Origin of the sequence: Aquimarina spongiae (assembly GCF_900141785.1) — a bacterium.
Taxonomy (GTDB): Bacteria; Bacteroidota; Bacteroidia; order Flavobacteriales; family Flavobacteriaceae; genus Aquimarina; species Aquimarina spongiae.
The window spans coordinates 800924-814999 of the sequence record NZ_FQYP01000001.1; the positions used below are offsets into that span (position 1 = coordinate 800924).

General features: G+C 36.8%; 14 protein-coding genes. 8 read left to right on the forward strand and 6 right to left on the reverse strand.

Going from position 1 to position 14076, the window contains the following annotated elements:
* Nucleotides 1–140: 140 nt before the first annotated feature.
* The 3 genes from BUE24_RS03660 to BUE24_RS03670 all read left to right on the forward strand — a co-directional run bounded on the left by BUE24_RS03660 (nt 141) and on the right by BUE24_RS03670 (nt 2530).
* Nucleotides 141–896, forward strand: a complete 756-nt coding sequence (locus BUE24_RS03660; RefSeq protein WP_073313995.1) for a sulfite exporter TauE/SafE family protein — start codon at nt 141–143, stop codon at nt 894–896.
* A gap of 139 nt (nt 897–1035) precedes the next feature.
* A complete protein-coding gene (locus BUE24_RS03665; protein ID WP_073313996.1) occupies nt 1036–1830 on the forward strand; it encodes an MBL fold metallo-hydrolase in 795 nt (264 codons plus the stop codon).
* Between the two features lie 97 nt (nt 1831–1927).
* On the forward strand, nt 1928–2530 hold the full coding sequence (locus BUE24_RS03670; protein ID WP_073313998.1) for a pseudouridine synthase: 603 nt from the start codon (nt 1928–1930) through the stop codon (nt 2528–2530).
* A 139-nt stretch (nt 2531–2669) separates the two neighbouring features.
* Here BUE24_RS03670 and BUE24_RS03675 read toward each other — a convergent pair whose 3' ends face one another.
* The 6 genes from BUE24_RS03675 to BUE24_RS03700 all read right to left on the reverse strand — a co-directional run bounded on the left by BUE24_RS03675 (nt 2670) and on the right by BUE24_RS03700 (nt 8123).
* On the reverse strand, nt 2670–3152 hold the full coding sequence (locus BUE24_RS03675) for a hypothetical protein (RefSeq protein WP_073314000.1): 483 nt from the start codon (nt 3150–3152) through the stop codon (nt 2670–2672).
* A gap of 13 nt (nt 3153–3165) precedes the next feature.
* Nucleotides 3166–3795 carry a chloramphenicol acetyltransferase gene (locus BUE24_RS03680; protein ID WP_073314002.1) on the reverse strand — a complete coding sequence of 210 codons (630 nt, stop codon included), beginning with the start codon at nt 3793–3795 and terminating at the stop codon, nt 3166–3168.
* 74 nt (nt 3796–3869) lie between these two features.
* Nucleotides 3870–4562 carry an HAD family hydrolase gene (locus BUE24_RS03685; RefSeq protein WP_073314004.1) on the reverse strand — a complete coding sequence of 231 codons (693 nt, stop codon included), beginning with the start codon at nt 4560–4562 and terminating at the stop codon, nt 3870–3872.
* An 11-nt stretch (nt 4563–4573) separates the two neighbouring features.
* A complete protein-coding gene (gene ettA, locus BUE24_RS03690; RefSeq protein WP_073314006.1) occupies nt 4574–6265 on the reverse strand; it encodes an energy-dependent translational throttle protein EttA in 1692 nt (563 codons plus the stop codon).
* A 44-nt stretch (nt 6266–6309) separates the two neighbouring features.
* The gene (locus BUE24_RS03695; protein ID WP_073314008.1) at nt 6310–6492 is read right to left on the reverse strand and encodes a CAL67264 family membrane protein; all 183 of its coding nucleotides are present in this window, start codon (nt 6490–6492) and stop codon (nt 6310–6312) included.
* A 209-nt stretch (nt 6493–6701) separates the two neighbouring features.
* Entirely contained in the window at nt 6702–8123 is a 1422-nt protein-coding gene (locus BUE24_RS03700; RefSeq protein ID WP_073314010.1) for a DNA/RNA non-specific endonuclease, read from the reverse strand.
* Between the two features lie 215 nt (nt 8124–8338).
* On the opposite strand from BUE24_RS03700, the gene BUE24_RS03705 reads away from it, so the two are divergent.
* From BUE24_RS03705 to BUE24_RS03725, 5 genes are all read left to right on the forward strand, one after another.
* Nucleotides 8339–9967, forward strand: coding sequence for an acyl-CoA carboxylase subunit beta (locus tag BUE24_RS03705; RefSeq protein WP_073314019.1), 1629 nt, complete (start codon nt 8339–8341; stop codon nt 9965–9967).
* 8 nt (nt 9968–9975) lie between these two features.
* Nucleotides 9976–11811: a tetratricopeptide repeat-containing sensor histidine kinase gene (locus tag BUE24_RS03710; protein ID WP_073314020.1), complete on the forward strand. Its 1836-nt coding sequence runs from the start codon at nt 9976–9978 to the stop codon at nt 11809–11811.
* A gap of 22 nt (nt 11812–11833) precedes the next feature.
* Nucleotides 11834–12586, forward strand: a complete 753-nt coding sequence (locus BUE24_RS03715) for a LytR/AlgR family response regulator transcription factor (RefSeq protein ID WP_073314022.1) — start codon at nt 11834–11836, stop codon at nt 12584–12586.
* Between the two features lie 125 nt (nt 12587–12711).
* Nucleotides 12712–13338: a hypothetical protein gene (locus tag BUE24_RS03720; protein ID WP_073314025.1), complete on the forward strand. Its 627-nt coding sequence runs from the start codon at nt 12712–12714 to the stop codon at nt 13336–13338.
* A 36-nt stretch (nt 13339–13374) separates the two neighbouring features.
* Nucleotides 13375–14076, forward strand: coding sequence for a VWA domain-containing protein (locus BUE24_RS03725; RefSeq protein WP_073314027.1), 702 nt, complete (start codon nt 13375–13377; stop codon nt 14074–14076).

The window sequence follows — 14076 nt, forward strand, 5'->3', positions numbered from 1 at the left end:
TAACTGTAGTATGTGTTTATTAATATGGTAAATCTACAACAGTTAAGAATTTATCACAAAGATTTTCTTTTGGTTCTCACATTTTTTTGAAATACCTATTTTTGGAAATATCTAACACACCAAACATTCTTCATTTCCTTATGAATGATACACTTTTACTTTTTCTCTTAGCTGGTATTGGTTTTGTTGCCGGAGTGATCAACACCATTGCCGGCGGAGGGTCTTTACTAACTCTACCTATGTTAATCTTTATGGGACTCCCTCCTGCTGTTGCCAATGGGACCAATCGTATCGGGATATTTATTCAATGTATAACCTCGATGGCAGGATTTAAAAGCAAGGGCATCAAACCTTCTCTTTTTGGAGTATATCTAGGTCTTTCTGCATTGATCGGTTCTATTATTGGAGCGCAAATCGCCATAGATATCAAAGGGGAAGTATTTAATAAGATTCTAGCCATTGTGATGGTTTTTGTAGTTGTTTTTATGGTTTTTAAACCCAAGGTAAAAACTGAAGACCTTATGGATAGAATCCAAGGTAAGCATTTATGGCTTTCGGTTTTAGCTTTCTTTTTTATTGGAATCTATGGAGGATTTATACAAGCCGGAGTTGGTATATTTATTTTATTGGCATTGAGTTCAATCAATCATCTAAGTCTTGTGAAATCAAACGCCATTAAGGTACTGGTCGTTTCCATATACACCGTTGGAGCTTTGACCATATTCATTTATAACCAACAAATTGATTTTCTGTACGGATTCATACTGGCAATCGGTAATGCAATAGGCGGTTGGGTTGCCAGCAGATGGGCAGTAAACAAAGGTGATGGCTTGGTCAAAGTATTTTTGATCATTATGGTGATTGCTATGGCTTTAAAGCTTTGGGTAGACAGTTAAACTCTATGCGATTTCATTTTTTTAGAGATCTTGTTGTCTATATAGTTCTTCCTTTTACCTTGTCTAACAAGAAGGAGTTTCTTTGTTTTAGCACTCTTTATACGTATCTTATACTCGCAATACACAAAATCGTCTTAAAATGAAAACTTTATGTCAATGCATAATTATTTGCCTTGTAATTATAAGTTGTAAATCTCAAAAAAATGAAGATGCTGAAGTGCTAAATGACAGTGATTTTCAGGAAGCCCCTACTAAAGAGCCTGTAAAAAAAGAGAGTGACATCAAAATAGATCCTATAGGACATGCCACTGCCATTTTGGAATGGAAAGGAAAGACTATCTATATCGATCCTAATGGAGGACCCAAACCTTTTGAAGGAAAAAAGACAGCGGATATTGTGTTGATTACCGATATACACCAAGATCACATGAATATTGACACCCTAGATAGCCTGGATCTTTCCACAACTGAAATGGTCGTTCCACAGGCTGTTGGTGAACGGCTACCCGCAGAATACACAGACCGATTGATCATACTTAACAATGGCGAAACCAAAGAAGTACAGGGAATTACCATAGAGGCCATCCCCATGTATAATTTGAGGCAAGAAGCCCTAAAGTTCCACCCCAAAGGAAGAGGTAACGGATATATCATTACGTTGGGTAAAGAACGGGTGTATTTTTCTGGTGACACTGAAGATATCCCAGAGATGAGGGCTCTAAGGTTTATAGACAAAGCTTTTATTTGTATGAATCTCCCCTACACCATGACTGTAGAAAGCGCTGCAGATGCCGTGTTAGATTTTAAACCAAAACAGGTCTATCCTTATCATTATCGAGGTTCAAATGGTTTCAGTGATGTCAATAAGTTCATCTCTATTGTATCCAAAGATCCCGATATAGAAATTGTACAATTAGATTGGTATCCTGAGTAGGGTTGAATATAAAATTGTCTATTTGATAAGAATGATTTTCTTTGCACAAAGTTCTTTCCTCTATTTGTGTGAGAACTACTAGTAACAAAAACAATCAATGGATATCAATTCCAGAATAGAACAACACTTCCATTTTGCGATATACAAACCTTTTGGATATCTAAGTCAGTTTGTGAATAATGGACAAAAACAGAACAGCAAAAAGCTATTAGGAGAGTTACACGATTTCCCACTTGGTACCATGGCCATAGGCAGACTTGACGAAAAATCTGAAGGTTTACTATTACTAACTACCAATGGCAAAGTATCTAACGCTATCTGTAGCGGAAATGTTGAAAAGGAGTACTATGCACAGGTAAATGGAGACATTACAAAAGAAGCTATACAACAATTACAAAAAGGTGTAGAAATAGGTTTCAATGGTAAAAAATACATGACAAAACCATGCAAAGCCTTTAAACTATTCGATATTCCCAATTTCCCAGAGCGTTCCAAAAAAATAAGGGATGATAGACATGGACCCACGAGTTGGGTAAGCATTACCCTTACTGAAGGAAAATTTAGACAAGTACGAAAAATGACGTCGTCTGTCGGATATCCTACATTAAGGTTGATACGAATTCGTGTTGGAGATATTTACCTAAACGATATGGGCATTGGAGAAGTAAAACAAATGGAAGATTTACCCTCTTATATATGATCTAGTGAACCGCATACTATTGATAATCTCTTTGAGACACACTAACAAGACAGATTACAGACATTTTTTCTCCTAAAAAACCACCTTGTACTATGTGTACTATGCTATTAAAACCTTAAATACTAGAAATGGTAGAAACTTAACAAAAATGCTCCCGGAAATGTGCTTTGATTACATTTAACTGTGATCTTCTGATTTGTTTGTTTACGGTAAGAGATAAAGTGATTTTGGTAAACAAAGGCGTCATAAAATTGAAGCTAATCCAACCAACACAAGAATTCGTATTCTGAAATCGGTTTGACGCTTCGCTTTCTTCATTGGGATTAGGTTTGAATTCATCTGTATCCTCTAGAATTATTCCAGAAAAATGATCAGCATCCGGATCAAAAACTACTATTGGAAAGTTCAAATCCTCGATCAGATGTAACATCACTCCCTCTAATTTTGGCAGTACTTCCTCTAATTTCTGCTCAAAAGGTTTGTCTGCTTCTTTAAAATAGTTAGCAATGTAGTGTGGATCTTCTTCAGGGTTTGGTGGCATCGCAATGCTTACGGTCATCCCGGAAGAATAAAAAATCCTAAAATAGGTAGATGATGCTCCTGCTCCCGCCTCTCCACTCATGGGTTATTGACCTTTAATCGTTTAACAAGCGTTGAAATTCTTCCAGATATTCTCCTAAATGATATCCATCCATTAATCCATGATGCACATTCACTGCTATAGGCAAAATCATTTCTCCATGCTTCTTGGTATACTTTCCAAATGAAATTTTTGGAACACTATCCTTATATTCAAAATGTCGGGCATGCGTCAATCCGGTAAAATTATACCAGGGTATGGATGAGTAATGAATTGTATCCATTCTTTTGGTAGAATCTATATGCCGTAACCCCTTACTATTCTGTACTTCGGTAATCTCTAGTTTTGCCATTTCTACAAAACGATCAAAATCTTTAATATACTCCAAAAATGAGAACCCAAACGTATGATCTTCTCGTCCAATTGTAGGAGACGCATGTATGACATCATAAACCACCACTTGATTTTCCTCTATTCGATATCGAAAAGGTTCGATGGCATTTGCCGCTTGTAATGATTTATGTAAATAGAATAAAAAATAAGGGTATCCAAAATCCTTAATCTTTTGATATCCTTTGGTAAAGTCTACTGTTGTTGTAATTCCAAAAAATGGCTCATCAAAACCATTAAAGAATTCAAAATGTTCTTTTCGGTTCCATTGGTCGAGATCGATTACCTTTTTCATTGACTGTATTAGTTTTCAAAGGAATTCATTATACGTTATTTCAGTAGATAATACTTCAGAAACAAACGTTACCACTACAATATTTCTAAAAGCTCTGTGGCTTTTACAAAACTTCTAAAATTAGGGTGTTTTACTTCCTCATCCACCATTTCATGTACCCAAGTGGTGTGAAAAGGGATATGAAAAGCGTGTGCTCCAATATTGAGCACTGGTAAAATATCTGATTTCAAAGAATTTCCTACCATCAAAAACTCCTCTTCCTTTATATCCAGATGTTTTACCAATTTACGATATTGCTTTTCTGTCTTATCAGATACAATTTCAATATGGTGAAAATACTTTTCTAATCCAGATTTAATCAGCTTACGTTCCTGATCCAGCAAATCCCCTTTGGTAGCCATGACTAGCTTATACTTTTTCGACAACTCCTCCAAAGTTCGATCAATACCATCGATTAATTTTACAGGCTCCTGGAGCATTTGTTTCCCTATGTTAATCAAAGCCTCCAACAAATCCGTATGCAGATTACCATCTGTTATTTTTATCGCAGCTTCTATAAGGGATAGTGTAAAAGGCTTAATCCCATAACCATACAACGGAAGGTTTTGCATTTCTACCTCAAAAAGCAGTTTATGTGCTTCTTTTCTTGGTAAATAAGCCTCCAAAAGATCACAAAACTCCTCTTCTGCACGTCTGAAAAAAGTCTCATTTACCCAAAGGGTATCATCAGCATCAAAAGCAATTACTTTTATATTATGTAATGACATTTTTTCCTTTATTATCGTACTAGCTTTTTGTACTTGATTCGTTTTGGCATCAGATCTCCTCCTAGACGTTTTTTCTTATTTTCTTCGTAGTCAGAGAAACTACCTTCAAAGAAATACACTTGAGAATCGCCCTCAAAAGCTAAAATATGTGTACAAATTCTGTCCAAGAACCATCTATCGTGAGAGATCACTACAGCACATCCCGCAAAGTTCTCTAAACCTTCTTCCAAAGCACGTAATGTATTTACATCAAGGTCATTGGTAGGCTCATCCAGAAGCAACACATTACCTTCTTCTTTTAAGGTCATTGCCAAATGCAGACGGTTACGTTCTCCACCGGATAAGGCAGATACTTTCTTGTTTTGTTCACTACCACTAAAATTAAACCTACTTAAATACGCACGAGAATTTACTTGTCGTCCTCCCATCATCACTAACTCCTGTTCATCACTGAAGTTTTGCCAGATCGTTTTTTCCGGATCGATATTGCTATGCGATTGATCTACATAAGCGATTTTTGCAGTATCTCCTACGGTAAAGGTTCCTTTATCTGCCTGCTCTTCATTCATGATCATTTTGAAGATCGTTGTCTTTCCTGCACCATTTGGACCGATTATTCCAACAATACCCGCCTGTGGTAAATTAAAGTTAAGATCTTCGTATAACAATTTATCTCCAAAGGCTTTGCTTACTCCGTTAGCTTCAATGACATTGGTTCCTAATCGTGGGCCATTTGGGATATATATCTCTAACTTTTCGTCGACCTGTTTTTGATCCTGACTCATTAACTTATCGTAATTGCTAAGACGGGCCTTTTGCTTTGCTTGTCGTCCTTTTGGAGCCATGCGTACCCATTCTAACTCTCGCTCTAATGTTTTTTGACGTTTAGACGCTTGTTTTTGTTCTTGTGCCAAGCGCTTGGCCTTTTGATCCAACCAAGAAGAGTAGTTCCCTTTCCAAGGTATTCCTTCTCCTCTATCCAATTCTAAGATCCAACCTGCCACATTATCCAAAAAGTAACGGTCGTGCGTTACTGCGATTACCGTACCTTTATATTGTTGTAAATGATGCTCTAACCAATGTACAGATTCTGCATCCAAGTGGTTGGTAGGCTCATCCAGTAGTAATACATCTGGTTCTTTTAGCAATAATCGACATAAGGCTACCCTTCTTCGTTCCCCTCCTGATAATACGCTAATCTTTTTATCAGAATCTGGAGTACGTAGCGCATCCATAGCTATCTCTAACTTGGTGTCTAGCTCCCAGGCATTACTAGCATCGATCTGATCTTGCAGTTTTGCCTGCTTATCCATCAACTCTTGCATCTTGTCTGCATCCTCATACACCTCTGGTAAGGCAAACATATCGTTGATCTTATTGTACTCATCCAGCACAGCTACCGTCTCGGCCACACCTTCTTTTACTACCTCGAGTACAGTCTTTTCAGGATCTAGTTGCGGTTCTTGTTCTAGTAATCCCACCGTATATCCAGGAGCAAATACAACATCTCCTTGATAGTTTTTGTCTACACCTGCAATAATCTTTAATAAAGTAGATTTACCAGAACCGTTAAGTCCTAGAATACCAATCTTCGCTCCGTAGAAAAAGCTGAGATAGATGTTTTTAAGTACTGGAGTATTTGCCGTTTTAAACGTTTTGGTTACCCCAGACATGGAGAAAATAACCTTTTTGTCGTCTGACATATGTCTTTAAATTAGTTTGATTAGATGATTTGAGTTCTGAAAGATTACACTCTTCCTTTTAGTGCATTAAACACCCATGCAATTGCAAAAAAACCAACACCAACAGCTGCAAATCCATATCCTGAAACATCTCTATATCTGAAAGCTCCTAGTGCTATTAATGATAGTCCAACTATGATCATTATAAAAGTTGCCCATGCAAGCACGGTGTTTTTATTCATTCCCATAAAATGTTATTTAGTACAATACCTTGTGTATTTATTAATAATCGAATAGCAAATATCGGTATTTTCTCTACAAAAAATAGTTTTTTAGGGTTCAGTTAAGATATTAAAAACAATTATTGTCTGTTTTACAGTTTATTAAAGATTAACTTTTACAAAAAAACGAGTACAATTTTGCAATCATACTCGTTTGTGCAGATAAAGAATTTAAACTAGATGGATTGATTATCCACTCTGGATTCTAACACGGATTCTATGGAGTTTGGAATATTTTCGAAGAGATCATATCCCGTAAGACTTTCTATAGTGTTTACCGATGTTCTAAAACGTGTCCAATCACTGCTAATTCCTTGATCGTTGGGTACATTAATCGCTATGATTCGAGTAGATGTCGTTACTCGGTTAATATCATTGGTACCGTTAGGTAATACTAATGCCACTTTCCAAAAAGAATCCGGCACAGTTATATTTCCATTATCTATCGTGCTAGCAAAACCGTTACTCCCTGTTCCACCACTACCAATCACTCCCGAAACAATATGGATTTCATTCCCGGCATTGACTAAGGTTCTCAGGTAATTTTCGAAATTCACCCAGGCTCTTCGGTTATTATCAGGAGCCTGCGGAGCTATATTGGTCATAAAATAAGTATTCTCATTAGAATCTGCGCTCCCATTTCTATCGGCAGATGGGCATATATGACCTCTATCAAACCCAGATCCTGTATAGTCACTGGTGGTCGCTCTGAAGAAATTACTAGGTAGTGTTCGATCTTGTTTAAAACAATTACATCTTGGGGTATTGCCCAACCAGGCAGTACTCAAATGCCAACTTACCCAATTAGGAGTTCCTGTACTGTTGTTATAGGACAATACAAAATCAGGTTTTGACACATAATAATTGTTTGCCGAAGATCCTGCATTAGAGGGATTACCAAAAGTAAGATTACTATCTCGAGCAGGAGTTCCCCCTCCTCCATTATCGTCTCCTCCTGTAGATCCAGTCACGATTTCTACATTATCGATATTGATTCTGTTAGAACCACCGTCAGTTTTGTAGATTCCATAACGAACAGATTCTGTTTCGTTAACGCTGAAATTGACTGTATTTAATGTAGTTGATGTAGTATTTACAGTAGCTCCAGCATATACCCACGAGGATCCATTATCATAAGAAGCGATTAATCGCCAGGAAGAATTACCATCGTTCCCATATTTTGCATGGCGAACTCTAACGGTTTGCGCACCATTATCCATATTAAAGGACATAATAATATAACCGCCATTACGGATACGAACCGACTTAGAACCAAACTTTCTATCATTAGATAAGGTTCCGATGAGCGCATCATTAAAATACCAGCTTCCAGAAGAAAGGTTAACGCTAGCTCCTGCATAGCTGCCTTTGGAACCAGATTCGTAGGTCTCTGTGAAGCCCGAAGCTCTTTTACCAATAAAATCATGTTCGTGCGGCCCCATATTATCATAAAAATGGGTGTCGACCTTTAGTTCGCCGTAAACCTCCAACGAAATGGCTTCTACCGGTTCATAAATAAGTTCATCATCGGTACTACAACCAACGAAAAATAACAAGAGTAAGCTAAGAAGAATAGAATGAATGTGTGAATGTCTCATAACTGAAAGTTATATTTAGGTTTATGAATACTTCAAATTAATCATAAGCATGTTATGAGATTGTTAATCAGATAGAAACAAAAGTTATTTTTATCAACAGCTTATCAATATTTGATAATAGATCGACACATTCATTGGTTAAACATTTCTAAATTGAGCAGGGATCCTTTATTAAATTGGTGTTTTTTGTATTTTCGTGCAAACAATACACACAAATGGATTTAAACTTCAATAAGAACGAAGATCACAATAAGTTACTGGTTTCAGAATTACGCCAAAGACTAGCTAAGGTGAAATTAGGAGGTGGCGAAAAACGCATCAAAAAATTACATGACAAGGGCAAAATGACGGCTCGAGAACGTATCGATTATCTTTTGGATAAAAATGCCAAATGTATCGAGATTGGTGCCTTTGCAGGAGATGACATGTACCAGGAACATGGAGGTTGTCCTAGCGGTGGTGTAGTGGTAAAAATAGGATATGTAGCTGGCAAACAGTGTATCGTTGTAGCTAACGATGCAACCGTAAAAGCCGGAGCCTGGTTTCCGATAACTGGAAAGAAAAACCTAAGAGCGCAAGAACTTTCTATAGAAAACAAATTACCGATTATCTATCTGGTAGACAGTGCTGGGGTGTATTTACCGATGCAAGATGAAATTTTTCCGGATAAAGAACACTTTGGAAGAATTTTTCGCAATAATGCAGTGATGAGCAGTATGGGAATCACCCAAATCTCTGCCGTAATGGGAAGTTGTGTTGCCGGAGGTGCTTATTTACCCATTATGAGTGATGAAGCTCTAATCGTTGACAAAACAGGAAGTATATTTCTTGCTGGTAGTTATTTGGTGAAGGCTGCTATAGGAGAAAGTATTGATAATGAAACATTGGGTGGTGCTACTACCCACTGCGAAATCTCTGGAGTGACCGATTACAAAGCCAAAGATGATAAAGATGCATTAGACACGATACGTAATGTGATGTCAAAAATTGGCGATTTCGAAAAAGCAGGTTTTAATCGCACTGATGCAATAGCGCCAAAAGAAAATCAAGAAGATATTTACGGTATCCTTCCTAAGGCTAGAAATGAGCAATACGATATGATGGAAATCATTAATCGTTTGGTTGATGATTCTGATTTTGAAGAATATAAGGCTGGATACGGACAAACAATCATTACCGGATATGCCAGAATTGATGGTTGGGCCGTTGGTATCGTGGCTAACCAAAGAAAAATAGTAAAAAACAAAAAAGGCGAAATGCAATTTGGTGGAGTAATCTACTCGGATTCTGCAGATAAGGCTACACGTTTTATTGCGAATTGTAACCAAAAGAAAATCCCACTGGTATTTTTACAGGATGTTACTGGATTTATGGTAGGTAGCAAAAGTGAACACGGTGGTATTATTAAAGATGGAGCCAAAATGGTAAATGCGGTAAGTAACAGTGTGGTTCCCAAATTTACGGTGGTTGTAGGGAACTCTTATGGAGCCGGTAATTATGCGATGTGTGGAAAAGCTTATGACCCAAGATTGATTTGTGCCTGGCCAAGTGCAGAATTAGCCGTAATGGGTGGTGCTCAGGCTGCCAAAGTGTTACTGCAAATTGAAACTGCTTCTCTAAAGAGCAAGGGTGAAGCACTTTCTGAAGCCGATGAAAAGGCACTGTTTACCAAAATTAAGGATCGTTACGACAAACAAACCTCCCCATATTATGCAGCAGCCCGTATATGGACCGATGCTATTATCGATCCATTAGAAACCAGAAATTGGATTTCTATGGGTATAGAAGCTGCGAACCACGCCCCTATCGAAAAGAAGTTTAATTTAGGGGTAATCCAGGTTTAAGTAACATAATGAAAATAAAAATTGTAGTTCTATTTTTAGCTTTATATAGTTTTAATCAAATAGAAGCCCAGTCGGATGAAGGGTTAGTTCAGGAAATTGAGAGCCATCTTAGTCGTTCCAAAGAATTGAGTCAAAAGAATATTGATAGTTCTCTATACTATTCGGATCAAGCACTAGAACTGGCCAAAAATATATCTAATGATACCCTATTGGCAAAATCTAATTTGCAGAAAAGTAGTGTGCTCATTCTAAAACGAAAGTTTAGTGAAGCAGATTCGCTATTACAACGTAATTTAGCAAAAAAACTACCAGAACATATTGCAGGTCAAACCCTGCATAACTTGGGTACCATTCAGTTTTATCAACAAGACTTTCAGAACGCTTTGGACATTTACCTAAAAGCTGCTAAAGTATTAGAAAATGCCAAGAGTAATAAACTATTAGTCAACACCTACTCCAATATTGGGTCCATAAATGCACATCTCAAAAATTATAAAAACGCTCAGGTATATCTCGAACGTGCATTGCCGTTAAGTGATTTTAATCAGATATTGAGATTGCAAATTCTGGTGAACCTTAATAATATCTATAGAGAACAAGGCTTACATTCAAAATTCGAAAGTACTGCATTTGAAGCCGAAGGCCTTGCAAAAGAATATAACGCACAAAGTATTCTGTCTGTTATCTATAATAACCTCACTACGTATTACAGCGATGATGTGCCTGATTTTGAAAAAGCAATTTTTTATGGTAAAAAGAGTCTTGCTTTAAAGAAAGCTATCAATAAAGCAACGGATCTTAGCATCAACTACAACAACATGGGAGATGCCTACCTTAAAAAAGGAGAGTATCGTCTAGCTATTCGCTATTTGGATAGCGCATTACCAACTGCCAAAGGCGTACTGAAATCCTATGTTTTGAACAACCTGAAAGAAGCGTATACGGGATTAAATGATTTTAAATCTGCTATTCAATATGCTGACTTAAAGGACGAAATTAAGGATTCGATCACCAGCGCCCAACAAAAAGAAAAAGTGGCAGAGCTAACCGAACAATTTGAGTCTGAAAAAAAGCAACAGCAGATTGATATTTTGGACACCAAAAATGAGCTTCAGGCCTTAACGATCAGACAGCAAAGAGGAATGCTCATTGTATTGGGGGTTATTGCGCTATTGATTCTAATCTTAGGGTATTTTGGATTTAAGAACTACAAGACCAAACAACAGCTAGACAAAGTCTTATTGCAACAAAAATTGAGAAAAACACAACTAAATCCTCACTTTTTGTTCAATGCACTACAAAGTATTCAAAATTTTGTCTACCAAAATGATAAAGATAAATCCGGTTCGTATTTATCAAGTTATTCCAAATTGATACGGCTCGTCTTGGAGAATTCTGAAGATAATTTTACTAGCATCGCTGATGATAAGTTAGCTCTAGAATCCTACCTCAAGCTTCAACAACTTACACACAACGATTCTTTTACCTATCAGATAGAAATTGAAGAAAGTGTTGAGGAGGATTTTGATCAAGTCCCCTCTTTAATCACACAACCTTTTGTAGAAAACGCCATTTTACACGGTATCAAAGATGTTCCTGATGGCAAAGTGTCAATAAAGTATTATAAAGAAAATGATCAATTGCATGTCGTGATTGCGGACAATGGAAAAGGAATATCTTCTAAAAAAGAGGTCTCAAAAAAATTACACAAGTCAATGAGTTCAGAGATTATCAAAGAACAACTCAAAAACTTGAATAAAGCTTCCAAAAACTTTAATGGTGACCTTACCATCAATTCTTCGTCTTCGGGTACAGAAGTGATTTTAACTTTTACTGCAGCTTAATAATCTATTGTATATTTAGAGTATGAATCAAAATATCAGCTGTTTTATTGTAGAAGATGATCCACAGGCTCTTGAGTACGCTACCACCATTATACGAAAACATGAAGAAATAGAAATACTCGGAAATTCGGATACAATCGAGGAAGCTGCAAAATGGGTAAAAGAACTGCAACCGGATTTTTTGATTCTTGATGTGTTTTTGAGTGATGGTAATGCCTTTGAGTTCTTGGCCTTGTTTGACACTATCAATTTTAAAATCATTTTTACGACCTCTTTTGCCAAATATGCGGTTGAAGCTTTCAAATTCAGTGCGCTGGACTATTTGTTGAAACCCTATGAAGAAAATGATTTGATGAGAGCATTAGAAAAGGTTAAACAGGATATGCATTCCAAAAATTACGAACTTCAACTCAAGACTTTGTTGCAGAATTTTTCGGATAACAAACCTCCTCAAAAAATTGTACTCAAAAATGCGGACACTATCAATGTGGTACATACCGAGGATATTCTATATGCAAAGTCTGATAATAACTACACGACTTTCAAACTTAAAACAGGAAAAGAAATCTTGGTTTCCAAACCTTTAAAATCTTTTGACCAAAAATTAACTCCCTACAACTTTTTCAGAGTGCATCAAAGCTTCCTTATTAATTTGAGTTATGTTTCCGCATTTAATAAAAGAAACGAAGAAGTGGTGTTACAACAAGCCCACACTATCCCAGTTGCACAAAGTAGAAAGAAGTATTTGTTGGATTATATCGAAGGGCATTTATAAAATTCTCACGTTTCTACTGCTATTTCTAAAATACTAAGGGCAAATTCTCATTGTACAACTTTTGTGTGTCATCATGGTGTACCTTAGTTCTTACGAACTAATGTATAAATAACAATTCTACAGCAATGACACGAATTATCATCACCACACTCTCTATCTTTTTTCTGATTTCTTGCGGAAAAAACAAGGAAAAAGAAGAACCAGGTTTACTAAATGTGATTGAAGGGGTTTCTGACTTAAATCAAATAGCGAAAGAAGCAGAAAAAATTGAAGAAGAAAATGATCAGCTCATAGCTGCTACGCCAATTTCTAATGAAAACATGAAGAAAAATCTTCCGGAAACTATTTTGGGATATCCAAGAACCAAATTTTCGGTAGGTAATCAGTTTATGCCGGATGTATCTATGGGAGAGGCCGAATATGAAAGTGAGAATGGAGCATTTATTTCACTTTCCATACTAGACGGAGCTGGAGAAACAGGAAGCGCCATGGTGACTTTGGCCAGACTAGGGTTTGCCAGAGATTTTGAAGAACAAACGGACAGAGGATATCGCAAATCAACCACAATAAAGGGGTATAAAGCTGTTGAAGAAGTAGAAAAAGATCCCTATGACAACCGAGAAACTTCAAAAATCGACCTCATGGTGGCGAATCGCTTCTTAATTTCTTTGGAAGGTGATGCTACTATAAAACAATTAAGAGAAGCTGTTGGAGAGGTGAATCTTGAGGCTTTTGAAAACTTAGCAGAATAATAACAAATCACACAAAATCAATTAATAAAAAGGAATATGAAAAAAGTAATTAGGATACTTTCTGTGTTTTTGATCATCAGTACATTTCAATCTTGTTATGTGGTAAAGAAGTCAGACCAATTTTTTGGAATTGAAACCTCTACCAAAAACACCTTATATCTCATCGATATATCAGGAAGTATGGAGGGAATAGATGAAGGGTCTATCAAAGATCAGGTAATGCGAGAAGCTGGAAATAAAGCTGGTAGCGCAGTTAGTAATGCTATTGGAGGAAAAATAGGAAGTATTTTAGGAAAACAGGTAACCAAACAAGCTACCAAATTGGGAGCGGTAAAACGTAAACTAATCCCAGCAATCAAAGGACTTCCTGATGGTAAAAAGTTTGCCGTATTTGCCTACAACAATGATGTAACCAAACAATCCGTAGAACTTCGCTTAGCTAGCAATATGTCTAGAACTTCTGCCAATATTTTTGTGGAGAATCTTAAAGCCGGAGGTGGTACCAATACTGCTGGAGGTTTGGTAGAAGCAATCTCTACTCCAGGAGTGCAAGAAATTGTATTGATGAGCGATGGTCTTCCAAATGGTGGTCCAGAGGTTGTTCTTGAAGAAATCCGAAAAGTCAATACCAATAATATCATCATTCATACCATAGCCTTTGGAGAAGATGCTGACCACAATTTTATGAGAACCCTGGCCCAAGAAAACAATGGAATCTTCATAACTTCAAAAATGTAG

Bases quoted from the DNA above. Each gene is read 5' to 3' on its own strand.
- BUE24_RS03660 (WP_073313995.1), top strand. From the start codon at position 141: ATGAATGATACACTTTTACTTTTTCTCTTAGCTGGTATTGGTTTTGTT.
- BUE24_RS03665 (WP_073313996.1), top strand. From the start codon at position 1,036: ATGAAAACTTTATGTCAATGCATAATTATTTGCCTTGTAATTATAAGT.
- BUE24_RS03670 (WP_073313998.1), top strand. From the start codon at position 1,928: ATGGATATCAATTCCAGAATAGAACAACACTTCCATTTTGCGATATAC.
- BUE24_RS03675 (WP_073314000.1), bottom strand. From the start codon at position 3,152: ATGAGTGGAGAGGCGGGAGCAGGAGCATCATCTACCTATTTTAGGATT.
- BUE24_RS03680 (WP_073314002.1), bottom strand. From the start codon at position 3,795: ATGAAAAAGGTAATCGATCTCGACCAATGGAACCGAAAAGAACATTTT.
- BUE24_RS03685 (WP_073314004.1), bottom strand. From the start codon at position 4,562: ATGTCATTACATAATATAAAAGTAATTGCTTTTGATGCTGATGATACC.
- ettA (WP_073314006.1), bottom strand. From the start codon at position 6,265: ATGTCAGACGACAAAAAGGTTATTTTCTCCATGTCTGGGGTAACCAAA.
- BUE24_RS03695 (WP_073314008.1), bottom strand. From the start codon at position 6,492: ATGGGAATGAATAAAAACACCGTGCTTGCATGGGCAACTTTTATAATG.
- BUE24_RS03700 (WP_073314010.1), bottom strand. From the start codon at position 8,123: ATGAGACATTCACACATTCATTCTATTCTTCTTAGCTTACTCTTGTTA.
- BUE24_RS03705 (WP_073314019.1), top strand. From the start codon at position 8,339: ATGGATTTAAACTTCAATAAGAACGAAGATCACAATAAGTTACTGGTT.
- BUE24_RS03710 (WP_073314020.1), top strand. From the start codon at position 9,976: ATGAAAATAAAAATTGTAGTTCTATTTTTAGCTTTATATAGTTTTAAT.
- BUE24_RS03715 (WP_073314022.1), top strand. From the start codon at position 11,834: ATGAATCAAAATATCAGCTGTTTTATTGTAGAAGATGATCCACAGGCT.
- BUE24_RS03720 (WP_073314025.1), top strand. From the start codon at position 12,712: ATGACACGAATTATCATCACCACACTCTCTATCTTTTTTCTGATTTCT.
- BUE24_RS03725 (WP_073314027.1), top strand. From the start codon at position 13,375: ATGAAAAAAGTAATTAGGATACTTTCTGTGTTTTTGATCATCAGTACA.